This is a genomic window from Burkholderia sp. MSMB1078WGS, from assembly GCF_001528895.1.
GTDB lineage: Bacteria > Pseudomonadota > Gammaproteobacteria > Burkholderiales > Burkholderiaceae > Burkholderia.
The window spans coordinates 16220-33157 of the sequence record NZ_LPDI01000009.1; the positions used below are offsets into that span (position 1 = coordinate 16220).

Genomic DNA, 16938 nt, shown 5'->3' on the forward strand with positions numbered 1-16938 from the left:
GAGCCGGCGCAAGCAGGGCGACCTGCTTGCGCCGGCTTTTTGCTGCGCGCAGCGCGTAGCGTGCTGCGTACTCGCGCCAACGGCCGGCGGGCGATGCGCTAGACTGCTCGATCCCCGCCAAGGAGACGGCAATGACCCGCAACCCCCTCGATGCATCCCGGCGGCTGTACGCAGCCGGCACGCGGCCGAATGGCGCGATCGCTTCGGTCGACGCAGGCTGCAGCCGGACGATCCGGTACGTCGGCCGTTCATTCGCATGAAGCGCATCGAGCAAGTGGTGCTCGCCGCCGATCTCGCGGGCACGGCGGTGTTCGCGATCGAAGGCGCTAATGCGGCGATCGGCGCCGGACTCGATCTGTTCGGGGTGATGGTGCTGTCGCTCGTCGTCGCGCTCGGCGGCGGCGTGATTCGCGACCTGTTGATCGGCGCCCGCCCGCCGAGCGCCGTGAGCGACTGGCGTTATCCGGCGCTCGCGTTCGCCGCGGGACTGTTCGCGTTCGTGTTTCATGCACGGGTCGCGTCGTTCTCGCCGTCGCTGCTGACGACGCTCGATGCGGCCGGCCTCGCATTGTTCGCGGTCGCGGGCGCGGTGAAGGCGCTCGAATTCCGTGTCCATCCGTTCATTGCGACGCTGATGGGCGCCGTGACCGGCTGCGGGGGTGGCGTCGTGCGCGATCTGCTGCTTGCGCGGATACCGGTCGTGCTGGTCACGGATATCTATGCGAGTGCGGCGCTGCTCGGCGCGGTCGTCGTCGTGTCGTGCCGGCGACTCGGTTGCCCGCCCGTCGTCGCGGCCGTGCTCGGCGGCGCCGCGTGCTTTGCGCTGCGGATGGCGGCGGTGCGCTTCGGCTGGCAGTTGCCGAAAATTGCCGCGGGGGCGTAGAGCCTGTTCACGACCCCTTCGTCGCCGCCGGCACGTCGAACACGCGATCGAACGCCCACTGGAACACGAACGCGTAGCAGAAGAAGAACGCGAACAGCCCGATATCGACGACGAACGCATCGAACCACGTGATGTCGAGCCACCACGACACGACCGGCACGAGGATGAAGATCAGCCCGCCTTCGAATCCGGTGGCATGCAGGATCCGCCGCCCGAGCGTACGCGCCGGCTGCCGCCGCGACGCTTCCCAGCGTTCGAACAGCGCGTTGAAGATCATGTTCCACAGCATCGCGATCGCCGACATCGTCGCCGACAATGCGCCCGAATAGACGAGGTCCTGCTTGAAGATCGCCGCGATCGCGGGCGAAATGCAGGAAATGGCGATCGCTTCGTAGAGCACCGCCTGCGTGATCCTGCGCGGTAGGCCTTGCACGGGGTTCCTCCGGTTCGACGGCGGCGCCATGCCGCAACGTCCCGCAAGGCTAGCCGCGTTGCGCGCCCGTTTCAATTCACCTAATCTCACCCCGATTGAACCGAATTCAACCCGGCCGCATTCGATCCGCGAGGCTCCGTGTTCTCGAAAATCCCCCTGACCGCTTTGCGTGTATTCGAATCGTCGGCACGGCTCGGCACGTTCAAGGCCGCCGCGGACGAGCTGTCCGTGACGCCGGCTGCCGTGTCGCACCAGATCAAGTCGCTGGAGAGCCGCGTCGGCGTGCTGCTGTTCGAGCGCGGCGCAGGCGGCGTGCGGCTGACGGAAGAAGGCGAGCGACTGTTTCGCGCGAGCCACGAAGCGTTGCTGGCATTGAGCCGCGGGCTCGACGCCGTGCGGCCGGACGCGGCCGACGAGCGCCCGCTCGTGCTGACCACCACGCCGGCCTTTGCGGCGATGTGGCTGATTCCCCGGCTCGGTGCGTTTCGCCGTGTCGATCCGCATCTGCACATCAAGGTCGAAACGGGGAACGCGCTCGTCGATCTCGAGCGCGAGGCGCGGATCGATCTCGCGATTCGCGCGACGTCGCGCAAGTTTCCCGCGCTGCACGAGATTGCGTTGATCGACGAGTATTTCGGCGCGTATGCGGCCGCCGGGTTCGATGCGGATCGCACCGACGAGCCGCTCGACCTGATCGAGACCGTGTGGGATACGCCGCTGCCCGTGTCGGTCGACTGGGCGTCGTGGTGTCGTGCGGCGGGCCGGCAAGCATGGCTCGAGCGCGCGGTGTTTCGCCATTACGACGACGAGCACTACGCATTGCAGGCCGTGCTGCACGGGCAGGGTATCGCGTTGCTCAGCTCGGTGCTGGCCGCCGAGCATGTGGAGCGCGGTGCGTTGATGCCGATCGAGCCCGCGGTGCGGCTCGACGGTGCGCGCTTCGTCGCGCTGTGCCGGCCGGGGCGGGAGCGCGAGCCGCAGGTCAGGCGGTTTCTCGACTGGCTCGAAGCGGAAATCGCACGGACGCGCGATGCGGTGGCGCGGATGGCGCCCGGCGCGTCTCGCGCCGCTAACCGAACCTGACGCAATACACCGGCGGCAAATGCGCCGATACCTGTCGCCAATGGTCGCCGCCATCGACGGACGTCCATAACCCGCCCGTCGTCGACGCCATCGCGAGGCGCGTGCCGGAATCGTCGACCGCGAGCCCATGCCGGTACACGAGGTCGTACGCGGGCGCGGTCGGCAACCCGTTCGACAGGCTCTCGAAACTGCGGCCGCCGTCGCGCGTGCGCGTGACGACGAACCGGCCGTTCACCGGAATCCGGCACGCATCCTTCACGGCCGGCACGAACCACGCGGTATCCGGTTCGTGCGGATGCACGGCCACCGCGAAACCGAAGCTCGACGGTTGCGCTTCGATGCGGCGCCAGTGTTCGCCGCCGTCGGTCGAGCGGAAGATCGCGCAGTGATGCTGCGTCCACAGCACGTCGGGATTGGCCGCGCACTGCACGACGCGGTGCGGATCCTGCATGTTCGGCTCGCCGCGTCGCTCGGGCGGCATGTAGTCGGCTTCCATGCCTTCCGCGGTCACACGCCATGTCGCGCCGCCGTCGACGGTCTGCCAGACGCCGCCGCACGAGATGCCGACGGCGACGTGTCGGCTGTCGCGCGGATCGACCATCACCGAATGGATGCCCGGCGCGTCGTACCCGCCGCCGCCCCATTCGGCGCGTTCGGGGCGATCCCACAGCGCGCGGTTGAGTACCCATGAATCGCCGTAGTCGCCGGAGCGGAACAGGCCGCCGGGAATCGTGCCGGCCCACAGTACGCCGGGCTCGTCCGCACCGCCGGCTTCGAGCGACCAGATCTGCTGAAGGGTCCACGGCGGCTGCGGCGCCCCCGCAGGCGCGTCGTCGGCGTCGCCGCTGCCCGTGTGCGTGTCGGTACGGGCGGCCGACGCATCGGCGGGCTGCGGCGGATAAACCGGGGCCGCACATTCCTCCCAGTCGGTGGCGCCCGCGCGCAGCCGGTGGAGCTTCACGCCGAAATGGCCGAGATTGAGCGCCGCATACAGCGTGCCGTCGCGCGGGTCGGCGAGCGCCATGCTGACGGGCTCGCCGATGAAATGCGGTTCGCCGAGCGTCCAGCCGCCGTTACCGTCGGGTTGCAGGACGAACAGGCCCTTGCGGGTGGCGACGAGCAGTCGATCGTTCATATGCGGTGTCTCCGGATGGTCCGCCTTGGCGCGACGGCACTTGGTATGGAGGGATGCGCCCGTGCGTCCCTTTATCCGCCGGTCAGCGCCTGCACGACATACACGCGGCTGGCGTCGCCGAGCGCGTCGGACAGGCGCTGCCGGTCGCGGATCGGCTGGCCGTCGATGAACACCGACAGGTGCTTTCGCAGCGCGCCCTGGTCGTCGACGATGTAGCCGCGCAGCCGCGGTTGCTCGCTGAAAATGGTGTCGAATGCTTCGCCGACCGTGCGCGCGTCGATGTCGCGCTCGGGCGTTTCGACATGCCGCTGGATCGATGCGGCGAAGAAGAGGTGCGCCATGGCGGTAGCTGGCAGGAGCCGCACGAAGGGATGGCTTGTAGTTTAGGCGATCCGGCGGGCGCCGAAAGGGGAAACGGCACTGCCGTGCGCGGCGCGGCTGCTAGACCGGAATCGACCGCCCCCTGATCCGGATCCCGAGCCGCACGACGCCGATCACCGCATTCGACAGCCATGTGAGCCAGCGCGGCATCCCGCGCCGCCGGATATCGAGCAGCAGCACGATCCGCACGGCGTCGCTGTCGTTCCATACCTCGTGCGTGAACGTGTCGTCCCACAGCAGGAAGCGGCCTTCGTCGAGTCGGTATTCGCGGCCGTCGACCTTCAGCACGGCGGCCGGCGTGCCGTCCGCGCGCCTGGGCATCGACAGCACGAGATAGCCGCGCAGGATGCCGCGGAACGGCCCGCGATGCGGCGGGATGTGCTTGCCGGGCGCGAGGAACGACAGCGACGCGGACAGCACGTCCGGCGACGTCGCGACGAGCGACGCGACGGTCGGGCAGCGCGACAGGTTGCGCGCAAACGGCTGGCCGTACGCCTGCATGATGAACATGCGCCAGTCGCGCGCGTCGTTGGCCGAGATGTCGTACTGCTCGCGCATGATGTCGTGAAAGCGCGGGATGCGCGGCATGTCGCGTGCTACGTCGAGCGCCTCCGCGCGGATCGCGGGCCACGCGCGCACGAATCGCTCGGCATCCGGGAATGCGGCCGTGTCGAGCACCGCGCCGCTGTCGATATGGCGGTCGTACAGCGTGCGCAGCAGGGCGGCTGCATGGTCGTAAGCGGCGGACATGGTCGATCGATGGGTGGTCCGGATGAAGTGGTGGTCAGTCTGCCCGAAGCACGACGGGCGTTGCGTTACGTCAGGTTACGCCGGCTGACGAACGAATGACAATTCGATGAAGGTCCGGCAAGGGTGGCCCGGCAGGCCGGGAATAAACATGCCTCCTCCGTCGTCATACGGGTGTAGCACATCGTCTCGTTGACTTCTGAAGGAGTGGAACATGAACAAGCACTGGCTGTTGGCCGCCACGATGGTGGCGATGTCTGTCACAGGTGTCGCGACGCAAGCGTCCGCACAGGCACTCACGCGCGCGCAGGTCCGGCAGGAATTGATCGACGCCGAAAACGGCGGGTTGCGCTTCGTGACCGATACGTCGTATCCGGACGTGAGCCCGTTGTTCCAGAACCAAGCCGAGCGGATGCCGCAGCGGCAGGCCAGCACGGCGGTCGGCAGCGATCCGGCCATGTCGTCCGAAGCGGGCAAGCCGGCGGCGATGTCGCGGCGTCCGGGCGCCGCCGCATGCGTCGGCCCCGCGAGCTTCTGCACGATCTATTTCGGCAGCTGATCCCACCCGCCTGCATGCGCAGGTCACGCCTGTCCCGTGGTTGATCGTTACGTCCCATTGAAGGAGCTCATGATGAAAACATATATCGCACTACTGACGATGATCGGAGCGCTCGTCGGTCAGTCGGCATTCGCGCAAGCGGCCGCGCCGCTGACGCGTGCGCAGGTTCGCGAGGAGTTGATGCGTCTGGAAGCGGCCGGGTACGACCCGGCGAAGGGCGACGACGGCGAGTATCCGGCCGACATCCAGGCCGCGGAAGCGAAGCTCGCCGAGCAGGAACGGGCGCGCATGGCGGCGTCGACGACGCGGGCGGCCGAACCCGGCATGCCGGCGCAGAGCGGCAACTAGGGGCCGATATGTACCCGTGCTGCGAGAGACCGTCGGCATCGCGGCAGACACGCGCGCTGGGGGGCGCACGGATACGAATCGTATGGCGTGGTGGTGCGATGTTGTCCCGGCGCCGATGCGCGCGTCATGCAGGCGCTCGCGTTCGACGTGACGCGTCCGGACAGGCAGGCGGGCGGGACGCAACGCGCGTCGTGGCGCGTCGGAAAATCGGCCGGGCCGCGGCGGTGCAGCCCGGCCCGGCGCACATCAGCGCCGCTCGTCGGCGAGATGGCTGCGGATCACGTCCGCGAACGACGTGTCGCCCTTCAGCCCGAGTGCTTCCGCGCGCGACGTATCCCAGCGGCCCGGCCAGCTGCCGACGATCTTCTCGACGCGTTCGTCGGGCGCATGGCGGATCAGCTTGACGACCGCGTCGCCCGCGACTTCGCGCAGCGCCGCGATCATCTCGTCGACAGATACCGACAGCCCCGGCAGGTTGATCACGCGCTTGTTGCCGAGCTGCGCGGCGTCGATCTCGCAACCGGCGACCAGCGCGTCGATCGCGCCGCGCGGCGACAGCAGCCACAGCCGCGTCGAGCCGGGCACCGGGCACACGCTTTCCTCGCCGTTCAGCGGCTCGCGGATGATGCCGCTCGCGAACGACGACGCGGCCGCGTTCGGGCGGCCGGGCCGCACGCTGATGGTCGGCAGCCGCAGCACGCGGCCGTCGACGAAGCCGCGTCGCGCGTAGTCGCACAGCAGCAGTTCCGCGATGGCCTTCTCGGCGCCGTACGACGATTGCGGGTTCAGCGCGGTGTCGTCCTGCACGACGTCGGGCAGCGCGCCGCCGTACACCGCGACGGAGCTCGTGAACACGACGCGCGGCCGGTGGCCGCGCGCGCGGCACACTTCGAGCAGCGTGCGCGATGCGTCGAGGTTGATCCGCATGCCGAGATCGAAATCGGCTTCGGCTTGCCCGCTGACGATCGCCGCGAGGTGGAAGATCGCGCCCGTGCGCGTGTCGATCGCGCGTTCGAGCACCGCGCGATCGGCGATGTCGCCGACGATCGACGTCACGCGCGCATCGCCGAAATCGTTGCCCTGGACGACGTCGAGCAGCACCAGCTCGTCGATTGTCTCGACACGGCCGTCGGGGCCGGTCAGTTCGCCGCGCTCGAGCAGCTTGCGCGCGAGACGCTGGCCGAGAAAGCCGGCGCCGCCGGTGATCAGTACTTTCATGTTCTTCATCCTTTCGGGAATACGGGAATCACAGGTACGGCCTGAGCCAGCCGAGGCCTTCGGACGTGCCGGCCTTCGGCCGATATTCGCAGCCGATCCAGCCGTCGTAGCCGAGCGCGTCGATCAGCGCGAACAGGTACGGGTAGTTGAGTTCGCCGACGTCCGGCTCGTGGCGTTCCGGCACGCTCGCGATCTGGATATGGCCGATGCCCGCGAAATCGCGCTGGAGTTTCATCGCGAGATCGCCTTCGACGATCTGGCAGTGATAGCAGTCGAACTGCACCTTCAGGTTCGGCGCGCCGACTTCCGCGCAGATCGCCTGCGCGTCGTCCTGGCGATTCAGGAAATAGCCGGGCATGTCGCGCGGGTTGATCGGCTCGATCAGGATCGTGATGCCGTGCGCGGCCCCCGCCTGCGCCGCATGCCGCAGGTTCGACAGATAGGTGTCGCGATGGCGCGCGCGATCGGCGCCCGGCGGCACCATGCCGGCCATCACGTGCAGCTTCCTGTTGCCGATCGTGCGTGCATAGTCGAGCGCCTGGTCGATACCGCGGCGGAACTCGTCCTCGCGGCCCGGCAGCGATGCGATGCCGCGTTCGCCCGCGGCCCAGTCGCCCGGCGGCGCGTTGAACAGCGCCTGTTCGAGGCCGTGCGCGTCGAGACGTGAACGGATGTCCTCGGCGGCGAAGTCGTACGGGAACAGGTACTCGACGGCCTTGAAGCCGTCGCGAGCGGCAGCGGCGAAGCGTTCGAGAAACGCATGCTCGGTGTACATCATCGAGAGGTTGGCGGCGAAGCGTGGCATGACGGAGCGTCCTGTGAATGAATGGCGCGGAGCGCCGTGCGCTCCGCGTCGAATGATGAATCGGCCGGCGGCGTATCAGCGGTTCACGAGTTTCGCGGGCGTGAGCCACACGGCGATCGCGCCGATCACGAGCATCGCGGCCAGCACGTACATGCCGGACGACGTGCTGTGCGTGACGTCCTTCAGGTAGCCGATCACGTACGGGCTCGCGAAACCGGCGAGGTTGCCGACCGAGTTGATGATCGCGATCCCGGCCGCGGCCGCGGAGCCTGCGAGGAACGCGGTCGGCAGCGACCAGAACAGCGGGGCGCAGGTCAGCACGCCGCCTGCCGCGAGCGACAGGAACACGATCGACACGGCCGTATTGTGCGAGTACGACGCGGCGACCGCAAACCCGAGCGCGCCCATCAGCGCCGGCACGATCAGGTGCCAGCGGCGTTCGCGGCGCTTGTCCGCGCTGTGGCCGAACAGGTTCATCACGACGATCGCGACGACGAACGGAATCGCCGACAGCAGGCCGATCTGCAGCGTATCGGTGATGCCGGTCGATTTCACGAGCGTCGGCATCCAGAACGTGAGCCCGTACTGGCCGGTGACGAACGCGAAGTAGATCAGCGACATCCACCACATGCGCGGGTCCGAGAACACGGCCTTCAGCGAATGGCCGTGGTTCTGCTGTTCCTGTGGCTGCGCGGCGATTTCGTCTTCGAGCAGTTGCTTCTCGCGCTCGTCGAGCCATTTCGCGCTGCGGATGCCGTTGTCGAGATACAGGATCGTCGCGATGCCGACGAGCACGGCCGGCACGGCTTCGATCATGAACATCCATTGCCAGCCGTGGAAGCCCGAGCCGCCGTGGAAGCGCTCCATGATCCAGCCCGACAGCGGGTTGCCGAAGATGCCCGACACCGGAATCGCGGACATGAACACCGCGATGATCTTCGCGCGGCGATGGGACGGGAACCAGTACGTGAGGTACAGGATCACGCCCGGATAGAAGCCGGCTTCCGCGAGGCCGAGCAGGAAGCGCAGCACGTAGAACTGCGTCGGCGTCTTCACGAACGCGAACAGCGCGGACAGCACGCCCCACGTGATCATGATCCGCGCGATCCAGATGCGCGCGCCGAGACGGTGCATCAGCAGGTTGCTCGGCAGTTCGAACAGAAAGTAGCCGAGGAAGAAAATCCCCGCGCCGAGCCCGAACACGGTTTCGCTGAACGCGAGATCCTGCGACATCTGCAGCTTGGCAAAGCCGACGTTCACGCGGTCGAGATACGCGACCACGTAGCAGAGCATCAGGAACGGCACGATGCGCCAGAACACTTTCCTGTAGGTGCGGTCGAGTTCGCCCGACTGGGCGGCCGCGGCGGGCGAGCGGCTTGCGGCCGCGTCGAGAGCAGTCATCGTCGTGTCTCCAAGGACGTCGTGTGCCGGCGGCGCGTAGGCTGCCGGTTCGTATGTGTGTGCTGACGGAAGGGCCCGCGCACACAGCGGGCATGTGAATCGGTATCGGATGCGCGGTGCGTCACCAGCGCGCGCCGAAGGTCTGGCGCAATTCGTCGAGCGCGGCGTCGGACAGCGGTTCGGGCTTCGGCTGCGTCATCAGCCACAGCCGCGCCGTTTCCTCGAGTTCCTCGAGCGCATACGACGCGTGCGACACCGACGGCCCCCACATCACGGGGCCGAGGCGATCGAGCAGCACGCCGCGCACCTGGTCGGCCAGCGCCGCGACTTCGGCCGCGACGGCCGGGTCGCCGGGGCGGCGGTAACGGATCAGCGGGATGTGGCCGACCTTCATCACGTAGTACGGCGTGATCGGCGGCAGCACGTCGGTGTCGCGCCACACGCCCGCGAGCGTCAATGCGACGAGATGCGTCGAATGCGTGTGGACGACGCCATGCGCGTCCGCGTTGCGCGCGTAGATGCCGCGATGCAGCGCGAGCGTCTTCGACGGCTTGCCGCCCGATACGGGCTGGCCGTCGGCGCCGACCTTCGCAATGTCGTTCGGGTCGAGCCGGCCGAGGCACGCGTCGGTCGGCGTGATCAGCCAGCCGTCCGCGAGACGCGCGCTGATGTTGCCGGCGCTGCCGACCGCATGGCCGCGCGCATACAGGCTCGCGCCGACCACGCAGATCTCTTCGCGCAGTTTCGCTTCGTCGCTCATCGTGCGGCTCCGTCCAGCGCGCGCAGCGCCTTGTCGAAAAAGTCCGTCGCGCCGAAGTTGCCGGATTTCAGCGCGAGGCCGAGCGGCTGCGCGTCGATGGTGGCCGTGGCCGGCACGCCCGGGTCGATCTGCGCGCCGATCTGCAGCGACTTCACGTCGAGCGCCTGCACGACCGCGCCGGACGTCTCGCCGCCCGCGACGACGAACTTGCGCACGCCGAGTTCGCGCAGCCCGCGGGCAATCGCCGCGAGCGTGCTTTCGACGAGATGGCCGGCCGCGTCGACGCCGAGCGCCTGCTGCACGGCCTTCACTTCGTCGGGCGTGGCCGTTGCATAGATCAGCACGGGTTGCGGCAGGTGCGTGCGCGCAAAGGCGAGCGCCTGCTCGACGACGGGCTCGCCGCGCGATGCCGCGAGCGGATCGATGCGGAAGCTCGGCCGCGTCGCGCGCCACGCGGCGACCTGCGCGTTGGTCGCCTTCGACGCGCTGCCGGCGAGCACGGCCGACAGGCCGTCGATGCGCGGCAGCGACGCCGCGTTGTCGCGCTCGGGCAGTTGCTCCGCGCGGCGGAAATTCGCGGGCAGGCCGAGCGCGATGCCCGAGCCGCCGGTAACGAGCGGCAAGCCCGCGCACGCTTCGCCGAGGACGTAGAGGTCGCGGTCCGACAGCGCGTCTGCGATCGCGAAGCGCACACCTTCCGCGCGCAACTGGTCGATCCGCGCACGCACGGCGGCCGCGCCGAGCGCGATCGTGTCGTAGCGGATCAGGCCGACCGGTGACTTCGTTTGCTGCTGCAGCACGCGTACGAGGTTCGCATCCTTCATCGGCGTGAGCGGATGATGCTCCATCCCCGATTCGTTCAGCAGCACGTCGCCGACGAACAGGTGGCCGCGATAGATCGTGCGGCCGTTCTCGGGGAACGCCGGGCACGCGATCGTGAAGTCGCCGCCGGCCGCATCGAGCAGCGCGTCGGCCACCGGCCCGATGTTGCCTGCGTCGGTCGAATCGAACGTCGAGCAGTACTTGAAGAAGAACTGGCGGCACCCTTGCGCGCGCAACCATTCGTACGCGGCGAGCGATTGCGCGACGGCGTCGGCGGCGGGAATCGTGCGCGATTTCAGCGCGACGACGATCGCGTCGGCGTCGACGATCGTGTCGGCAGCCTCGCCGTCGGCGGGCACGCCGATCGTCTGTACGGTGCGCATGCCGCTCTTGACGAGCATGTTCGCGAGATCGGTCGCGCCGGTGAAATCGTCGGCGATGCAGCCGAGCAGGGGACGGGAAGCGGAAGCGGTCATGGCAGGAACGTCGTTCGAATCAGCGGGCGGGCGGCAGCGTGATGCCGGGGAAAGTCTTGATCACGGCGGAATCGTCCTCGCCGCCGTGGCCGGCGCTCGACGCGCTCATGAACATCTGGTGCGCGGTGGCCGACAGCGGCAGCGGGAATTTGCTGCGGCGCGCGGTGTCGAGCACGAGGCCGAGATCCTTCACGAAGATGTCGACGGCCGACAGCGGCGTGTAGTCGCCGTTCAGGATGTGCGGCACGCGGTTCTCGAACATCCACGAATTGCCGGCGCTGTGCGTGATCACGTCGTACAGCGCGTCGGCATCGACGCCTTCGCGCAGGCCGAGCGCCATCGCTTCGGCCGCCGCCGCGATATGCACGCCGGCCAGCAATTGATTGATGATCTTCACTTTCGAGCCGATGCCGTGTGCGTCGCCGAGGCGGTACACCTTGCCGGCGATCGCCGCGAGCACGTCCTCGCAGCCCGCATACGCGGCGGCCGGGCCGGACGTCATCATCGTCATCTCGCCGGAGGCCGCGCGCGCGGCGCCGCCCGACACGGGCGCGTCGAGCATCTGCAGGCCGGCCGCTTCGATGCGCGCGCCGAGCGCGACCGCGAATTCAGGCGCGACGGTCGCGCTCGCGATCACGATGCCGCCGGGCTTCATCGCCGCGACCGCACCGTGTTCGCCGAACAGCACCGTTTCCGTCTGCGCGGCATTGACGACGAGCGTGACGACGACGTCGCACTGCGCACCGAGTTCGGCCGGCGTCGCGCACGCGATGCCGCCTTCGGCGGCGAATGCCTGCAGCACGGTGTCGCGCACGTCGCATGCATGGACGCGCAGGCCGGCGCGCAGCAGCGAGCGTGCGACGCCGAGGCCCATCGCGCCGAGGCCGATGACTCCAACATTTCTTGACATGGTCAACCTTGATCGATTCGGGAGAGGTTCCGGACAGCGGCGGCGGGCGCCGCCGGCTTCAGCAGATGCCGGCTTCCGCGAGGCGGCGGGCGGCGTTGTACATGTGCGTGCGCGCCGCGTTGCGGGCGGCCATCGGGTCGCGCGCGCGGATCGCATCGGCGATCGCCGCGTGTTCGTCGCGCACCTGCCGCGAGAAATCGTCGCGCGTCGCTTCGTTGCCCCGCGTGACCTTCACGCCGGCTTCGAGGTACTGGTTCAGGAACTGCAGCGTCTTCAGGAAATACGGGTTGCCGGTGACGGCCGCGATCGTGCGGTGGAACGCGACGTCTTCCGCCACGCCGTCGCGCCCTTCGGCCACTGCTGCATCGATCTTGCGCAGCGCGTCGTCGATGTCGGCCATGTCGTCGTCGGTGTGGTGCAGCGCGGCTTCGGCCGCGACTTCGGCCTCGATCGCGCGGCGCACCGCGAGCAGGTGCGGCAGCGAGCTCGCCTCGACGGCTTCCGCGTAGTCGATGCGCAGCGGCCGGATCGCGCCGTGCTGGTTCACGAACACGCCGCTGCCCTGGCGCGGCTCGACCACGCCTTCGTTCTTCAGCCGCGAGATCGCCTCGCGGATCACGGTGCGGCTCACGCCGAATTCCTGCGCGAGCACGGCTTCGGTCGGCAGCTTGCCGGTGGCCGCGAAACTGCCCACTTCGATCTGCTTGAGCAGTTGCTGCGCGACATGGTCGCTCATCGCGCGGGCCGGAATTTTTTCGAACATGATGCTCAAGTTTGTAGGGTGATGTGGTCATCATACAAATTTGAGTGCGCATCAGCATCCGGGATAACCCTCGTTTTATGGAGGACAACGTCGGTTAAATTGATTGGAACCGGTTCCAAAAGCGCCGAAACCGATGCGAACGTGTGCGGTTCTGCCATCGGCCAACGAAGAGGGCGGACGCCTCTGGGCCGTCAGTCGGCGAGGTCCTCGACGGCGTCGGCCGACGCATCGGGCATCGCATCGACTTCGGCCACGTCGCCGCCGCGCTCGCGATACGTCGCCGGCGGCACGCCGAACTGCTTGCGGAATTCGCGCCCGAGGTGCGATGCATCGGCGAATCCGCAACTCGACGCGATATCGGCGACGGTGCGGTCCGAGCTCGTCAGCAGCCACGCGGCCGTGCGCAGCCGCACCTGTTTCGCGAAGGCCTGCGGGCTCTTGCCGGTCTCGGCCTTGAAGAGCCGCTCGAGCTGCCGCGTCGACAGGTCGAGCTTGCACGCCAGTTCCTCGAGCGGCAGCGCGCGCCCCACGTGCTGTTCCATCAGAAGAATCGCGCGCTTGACCTTCGGATGCGTCGCCGGTTCGAGGCCCGGCGGATGCGGCTGTGGCGCGTTGCCTTTCTGCATCTCGCCGACGAGCAGGATGCGTAGCGCCTTCTGCACGGTGGCGTGATCGAAATGGCGCAGCAGGATCGCGGCGGCGACGTCGATCGACGCGCGGCCGCCCGAACACGTGATCCGGCGCCGGTCGATCACGAACAGCCGGTCGGCGATCAGCAGGTCGGGATCGGCGGACGGAAAGCGCTCGATGAAGTCCCAGTAATGGAACCAGCTCACGCAGGTGCGGTAGCCGTCGAGCACGCCGGCGCGCATCAGCGTGAACACGCCGGTGCAGATGCCGACGACCGTCGCGCCGCCCGTCGCCGCGCGGCGGATGAAGTCGAGCGTTTCAGGGCCGGCCTGCGGCCCCGAATGCAGCAGCCCGCCAACCACCACCACATAGTCGAACGGCTCGGCCGCGTCGAACGTCTCCCACGGCGTGATCTGGATCCCGCAGCTCGCGCGCACCGGCGCGAGCGTCTCGCCGATCACGCTCCATGCGCAGCGCACGGGCTTGCTGTAGTCGCCGTCGTCGGCCGACAGCCGCAGCATGTCGACGAAGCCCGAGAAGGCCGTCAGCGTGAAGTTCGGCAGCAGCACGATGCCGAAGCGGATGCGCCGCGGCGCGGGTTCTGCGAGGGGGGAAGCGGGTACGTCGGGGGTCATCGCGGCCAATCTCGTCACGCCGGTAAGGCGGTCTCACTCGTTTCACTCTGTTTGCGGGCTACGGCTGCCGGAGGGCGGCACGGATGCAGCCAGCGTCGCCGATCGGCCGTGGCCGGACTTGTGGTTTTTCGTCGCGAACCATCGCCAAAACGCACTTTCCGGGCGGCCGGCGCGGCGCTTGGCGGCGCTATCCCACGCCGATGCCGTTTTTGTTCTATCGGCCGATTTTACGCCCTGATGTACTGAGGCCCAACGACATTTCACGCATGCAACCCAAAGGAAGCCAGATGAACGTCAGCGCGTTCGACCTGTTCAAGATCGGCATCGGCCCGTCCAGTTCGCATACGGTCGGCCCGATGATCGCCGCGTGCCGCTTCGCGTCGCACGTCGAGGACGCGAACCTGCTCGGCTTCGTGCGCCGCGTGCGGGTCGAGCTGTACGGCTCGCTCGGCGCGACCGGCAAGGGCCACGGCACCGACAAGGCCGTGCTGCTCGGCCTCGAGGGCCACCTGCCCGACACGATCGATCCCGACCTGATCGAGCCGCGGCTCGCCGCGATCCGTGCGGAGAAGTCGCTGACGCTGCTCGGCAAGCAGACGGTCCGCTTCGACGAGAAGGAACACATCGGCTTCTATCGCAAGCTGATGAGCGGCACCGGCATCGTGCACCCGAACGGGATGCGCTTCCAGGCATTCGACGAACACGGCCAGTTGCTCGTCGAGAAAGAGTATTACTCGGTCGGCGGCGGCTTCGTCGTGAATCGCGACGGCGATCGCGTGAACGGCGTGCGCGCGGCGGTCGACGTGCCGTATCCGTTCCGCACCGGCGACGACCTGATGCGCCAGTGCCGCGAACACGGGCTGTCGATCGCCGAGCTGATGCTGCGCAACGAATCCGCGCTGCGTCCGGCCGACGAAGTGCGCGCCGGGCTGATGGCGATCTGGCGCACGATGGCCGCGTGCGTCGAGCGCGGCTGCAAGGTCGAGGGCGACCTGCCGGGCCCGATGCGCGTGAAGCGCCGCGCGGCCGAACTGAACGGCCGCCTGCGCGCGCGTTCGGAAGAGTCGCTGCGCGACCCGCTGTCGATGCTCGACTGGGTCAACCTGTATGCGATGGCCGTGAACGAAGAGAACGCGGCCGGCGGCCGGGTGGTCACCGCACCCACCAACGGCGCGGCCGGCGTGATCCCCGCGGTGCTGCACTACTACGTGAAGTTCGTGCCGGGCTCGAACGAAGCCGGCATCGTCGAATTCCTGCTGACGGCCGCGGCGATCGGGATCATCTACAAGGAAACCGCGTCGATCTCCGGCGCGGAAGTCGGTTGCCAGGGCGAAGTGGGCGTCGCGTGCTCGATGGCCGCCGCCGCGCTCGCCGCCGTGATGGGCGGCACGCCCGACCAGGTCGAGAACGCGGCCGAGATCGGCATGGAGCACAACCTCGGGATGACCTGCGATCCCGTGGGCGGGCTCGTGCAGATCCCGTGCATCGAGCGCAACGCGATGGGTGCGATCAAGGCGCTGAACGCGTCGCGCATGGCGCTCAAGGGCAACGGCCAGCACTACGTATCGCTCGATTCCGTGATCAAGACGATGCGCGAAACCGGCGCTGACATGAAGACGAAATACAAGGAAACGTCGCGCGGCGGCCTCGCCGTGAACGTCATCGAATGCTAACGAAGGATCCAAACATGAGCCGCTACTCGATATTCAGCCTGTTCCGCAACGGCCTCTCGTATCACGAGAACTGGGAGAAGCAGTGGAAGAGCCCGGAGCCGAAGAAGGAATACGACGTCGTGATCGTCGGCGGCGGCGGCCACGGCCTCGCGACCGCGTACTACCTCGCGAAGGAGCACGGGATCACGAACGTCGCGATCCTGGAGAAGGGCTGGATCGGCGGCGGCAACACCGCGCGCAACACGACGATCGTGCGCTCGAACTACCTGTGGGACGAATCGGCCGCGCTGTACGAGAAGGCGATGAAGCTGTGGGAAGGGCTGTCGCAGGACCTGAACTACAACGTGATGTTCAGCCAGCGCGGCGTGATGAACCTCGCGCACACGCTGCAGGACGTGCGCGACACCGAGCGCCGCGTGAACGCGAACCGGCTGAACGGCGTCGACGCCGAATTCCTGACGCCCGCGCAGATCAAGGAAATCGAGCCGACGATCAACCTGAACAGTCGCTACCCGGTGCTCGGCGCATCGATCCAGCGCCGTGCGGGCGTCGCGCGTCACGATGCGGTGGCCTGGGGCTTCGCACGCGGCGCGGACCGCGCCGGCGTCGACATCATCCAGAACTGCCAGGTGACGGGCATTCGCCGCGAAGGCGGCGCGGTGGTCGGCGTCGACACGGTGAAGGGGTTCATCAAGGCGAAGAAGGTCGCGGTGGTGGCCGCCGGCAACACGACGACGCTCGCCGACATGGCCGGCATCCGCCTGCCGATCGAAAGCCACCCGCTGCAGGCGCTGGTGTCCGAGCCGATCAAGCCGGTGGTGAACTCGGTGATCATGTCGAACGCGGTGCACGCGTACATCAGCCAGTCCGACAAGGGCGACCTCGTGATCGGCGCCGGTATCGACCAGTACACGGGCTTCGGCCAGCGCGGCAGCTTCCATATCATCGAAAGCACGCTGCAGGCGATCGTCGAGATGTTCCCGGTGTTCTCGCGCGTGCGGATGAACCGCCAGTGGGGCGGCATCGTCGACGTGTCGCCGGACGCGTGCCCGATCATCACCAAGACCGACGTGAAGGGCCTGTATTTCAACTGCGGCTGGGGCACCGGCGGCTTCAAGGCGACGCCAGGCTCGGGCTGGGTGTTCGCGCACACGATCGCCCGCGACGAACCGCATCCGCTGAACGCACCGTTCGCGCTCGACCGCTTCTACACGGGCCATCTGATCGACGAGCACGGCGCCGCCGCCGTCGCGCACTAACCCCCGCATTGAAGGAG

Annotated in this window: 19 protein-coding genes; 7 read left to right on the top strand and 12 right to left on the bottom strand. The window is 68.0% G+C overall.

What is annotated here, in order from left to right; all coding sequences use genetic code 11:
• Positions 1 to 131 precede the first annotated feature (131 nt).
• Both WT24_RS35160 and WT24_RS02150 read left to right on the top strand, forming a co-directional pair.
• Entirely contained in the window at positions 132 to 260 is a 129-nt protein-coding gene (locus WT24_RS35160) for a hypothetical protein (RefSeq protein WP_257127290.1), read from the top strand.
• Positions 257 to 883, top strand: coding sequence for a trimeric intracellular cation channel family protein (locus WT24_RS02150; protein ID WP_059789981.1), 627 nt, complete (start codon positions 257 to 259; stop codon positions 881 to 883). Before WT24_RS35160 ends, WT24_RS02150 begins: the two co-directional genes overlap by 4 nt.
• Before the next feature lie 7 nt (positions 884 to 890).
• On the opposite strand, the gene WT24_RS02155 is transcribed toward WT24_RS02150, so the two are convergent.
• Positions 891 to 1316, bottom strand: coding sequence for a PACE efflux transporter (locus tag WT24_RS02155; RefSeq protein ID WP_059790071.1), 426 nt, complete (start codon positions 1314 to 1316; stop codon positions 891 to 893).
• A gap of 138 nt (positions 1317 to 1454) precedes the next feature.
• Here WT24_RS02155 and WT24_RS02160 point away from each other — a divergent pair, with 138 nt between their 5' ends.
• Entirely contained in the window at positions 1455 to 2399 is a 945-nt protein-coding gene (locus WT24_RS02160; protein ID WP_060030834.1) for a LysR substrate-binding domain-containing protein, read from the top strand.
• Here WT24_RS02160 and WT24_RS02165 read toward each other — a convergent pair.
• The 3 genes from WT24_RS02165 to WT24_RS02175 all read right to left on the bottom strand — a co-directional run bounded on the left by WT24_RS02165 (position 2386) and on the right by WT24_RS02175 (position 4665).
• Positions 2386 to 3534 (bottom strand): hypothetical protein, encoded by a 1149-nt coding sequence (locus WT24_RS02165; RefSeq protein WP_060030838.1) that lies wholly within the window; start codon positions 3532 to 3534, stop codon positions 2386 to 2388. The two genes, WT24_RS02160 and WT24_RS02165, sit on opposite strands and share 14 nt — an antisense overlap.
• Positions 3535 to 3605: 71 nt before the next feature.
• Positions 3606 to 3875, bottom strand: a complete 270-nt coding sequence (locus WT24_RS02170) for a MoaD/ThiS family protein (RefSeq protein WP_059502162.1) — start codon at positions 3873 to 3875, stop codon at positions 3606 to 3608.
• Between the two features lie 100 nt (positions 3876 to 3975).
• Positions 3976 to 4665, bottom strand: coding sequence for an aspartyl/asparaginyl beta-hydroxylase domain-containing protein (locus WT24_RS02175; RefSeq protein WP_059502164.1), 690 nt, complete (start codon positions 4663 to 4665; stop codon positions 3976 to 3978).
• Positions 4666 to 4876: 211 nt separating this feature from the next.
• On the opposite strand from WT24_RS02175, the gene WT24_RS02180 reads away from it, so the two are divergent.
• Together WT24_RS02180 and WT24_RS02185 are read left to right on the top strand one after the other, a co-directional pair.
• Positions 4877 to 5221 carry a DUF4148 domain-containing protein gene (locus tag WT24_RS02180; protein ID WP_060030841.1) on the top strand — a complete coding sequence of 115 codons (345 nt, stop codon included), beginning with the start codon at positions 4877 to 4879 and terminating at the stop codon, positions 5219 to 5221.
• 72 nt (positions 5222 to 5293) lie between these two features.
• Entirely contained in the window at positions 5294 to 5569 is a 276-nt protein-coding gene (locus WT24_RS02185) for a DUF4148 domain-containing protein (protein WP_060031113.1), read from the top strand.
• A 246-nt stretch (positions 5570 to 5815) separates the two neighbouring features.
• Here WT24_RS02185 and denD read toward each other — a convergent pair whose 3' ends face one another.
• From denD to WT24_RS02225, 8 genes are all read right to left on the bottom strand, one after another.
• Positions 5816 to 6787 carry a D-erythronate dehydrogenase gene (denD, locus tag WT24_RS02190; RefSeq protein WP_060031116.1) on the bottom strand — a complete coding sequence of 324 codons (972 nt, stop codon included), beginning with the start codon at positions 6785 to 6787 and terminating at the stop codon, positions 5816 to 5818.
• 28 nt (positions 6788 to 6815) lie between these two features.
• Positions 6816 to 7592 carry a 2-oxo-tetronate isomerase gene (gene otnI / locus WT24_RS02195; protein WP_060030844.1) on the bottom strand — a complete coding sequence of 259 codons (777 nt, stop codon included), beginning with the start codon at positions 7590 to 7592 and terminating at the stop codon, positions 6816 to 6818.
• 75 nt (positions 7593 to 7667) lie between these two features.
• Positions 7668 to 8993, bottom strand: a complete 1326-nt coding sequence (locus tag WT24_RS02200; protein WP_060030845.1) for an MFS transporter — start codon at positions 8991 to 8993, stop codon at positions 7668 to 7670.
• Positions 8994 to 9114: 121 nt separating this feature from the next.
• The gene (locus tag WT24_RS02205; RefSeq protein ID WP_059502174.1) at positions 9115 to 9753 is read right to left on the bottom strand and encodes an aldolase; all 639 of its coding nucleotides are present in this window, start codon (positions 9751 to 9753) and stop codon (positions 9115 to 9117) included.
• Complete coding sequence (otnK, locus tag WT24_RS02210) at positions 9750 to 11051, bottom strand: 3-oxo-tetronate kinase (RefSeq protein WP_060030848.1); 1302 nt, start codon at positions 11049 to 11051, stop codon at positions 9750 to 9752. The genes WT24_RS02205 and otnK overlap by 4 nt, the downstream gene beginning before the upstream one ends.
• A gap of 19 nt (positions 11052 to 11070) precedes the next feature.
• Positions 11071 to 11961, bottom strand: a complete 891-nt coding sequence (gene ltnD / locus WT24_RS02215) for an L-threonate dehydrogenase (protein WP_012339469.1) — start codon at positions 11959 to 11961, stop codon at positions 11071 to 11073.
• Positions 11962 to 12019: 58 nt separating this feature from the next.
• Positions 12020 to 12724, bottom strand: a complete 705-nt coding sequence (locus WT24_RS02220; protein ID WP_059502178.1) for a FadR/GntR family transcriptional regulator — start codon at positions 12722 to 12724, stop codon at positions 12020 to 12022.
• A gap of 191 nt (positions 12725 to 12915) precedes the next feature.
• A complete protein-coding gene (locus WT24_RS02225) occupies positions 12916 to 13989 on the bottom strand; it encodes a GlxA family transcriptional regulator (RefSeq protein WP_059502747.1) in 1074 nt (357 codons plus the stop codon).
• Positions 13990 to 14276: 287 nt separating this feature from the next.
• Between WT24_RS02225 and WT24_RS02230 the strand changes: the two genes are divergently transcribed.
• Together WT24_RS02230 and WT24_RS02235 are read left to right on the top strand one after the other, a co-directional pair.
• Positions 14277 to 15662, top strand: coding sequence for an L-serine ammonia-lyase (locus WT24_RS02230; protein WP_059790007.1), 1386 nt, complete (start codon positions 14277 to 14279; stop codon positions 15660 to 15662).
• A 14-nt stretch (positions 15663 to 15676) separates the two neighbouring features.
• The gene (locus WT24_RS02235; RefSeq protein ID WP_059502182.1) at positions 15677 to 16921 is read left to right on the top strand and encodes a sarcosine oxidase subunit beta family protein; all 1245 of its coding nucleotides are present in this window, start codon (positions 15677 to 15679) and stop codon (positions 16919 to 16921) included.
• Positions 16922 to 16938 lie beyond the last annotated feature (17 nt).